Below are 622 nucleotides of genomic sequence, written 5' to 3' on the forward strand. Positions count from 1 at the left end.
ATTTCTGAATACAGCTAACGATAAAGCTGTGCGGCGCAAACGAAGCGCAGCGTAGTTTGCGTCCGAACGAGCGCCTTGTTATGCCTATATGCCATTGACCTGAACAAGTTGAAGCAAATGCGATATGACAAGCAAGCCAAAGCCTATAGCGTATAACGGCCCCTTCGGCGCATTGTAAAGCGCCAGTGCCAACGGAAAGCTAACTGTTAAATGCAACATCCTATCCAAATGATGGAATCCTGACATGGCAATTGAAAACAAATACATAAAACCAAGAGCCCACAAAACCAATAACACTAAACCTATATAGGAAACACCAAAATAGTGCTCAATCCAATTGGAGGCAGGCGCGATCAGCTGACCAGCTTGGCCGAATACAAGAAATGCAATCCAGGCAATAACAATTGCAAGCAGAAGTGACAAATCCCTTTTTAGGTATTTTTCTTTGTACGTTTTACTATATTCGCCAACTGATGACTTTAACTTCTCATCGAGAAGCGCTCTTACGTTTTCTGATAAGTACGCATCAGAAAGAAGAACCAAAGCCGAAATCAGTTGCAGCCATATAATGAACTCACTCACTTACAGATGTCTCCATTTAGGCATAACGCCCGCCTAAGGG

Annotated in this window: 1 protein-coding gene; it reads right to left on the reverse strand. The window is 43.2% G+C overall.

The window, feature by feature from the left end:
* Positions 1-84 precede the first annotated feature (84 nt).
* Positions 85-582 (reverse strand): hypothetical protein, encoded by a 498-nt coding sequence (locus BN1117_RS09650; RefSeq protein ID WP_040096886.1) that lies wholly within the window; start codon positions 580-582, stop codon positions 85-87.
* Positions 583-622: the final 40 nt, after the last annotated feature.

The organism is Aeromonas australiensis, from assembly GCF_000819725.1.
Classification (GTDB): domain Bacteria; phylum Pseudomonadota; class Gammaproteobacteria; order Enterobacterales; family Aeromonadaceae; genus Aeromonas; species Aeromonas australiensis.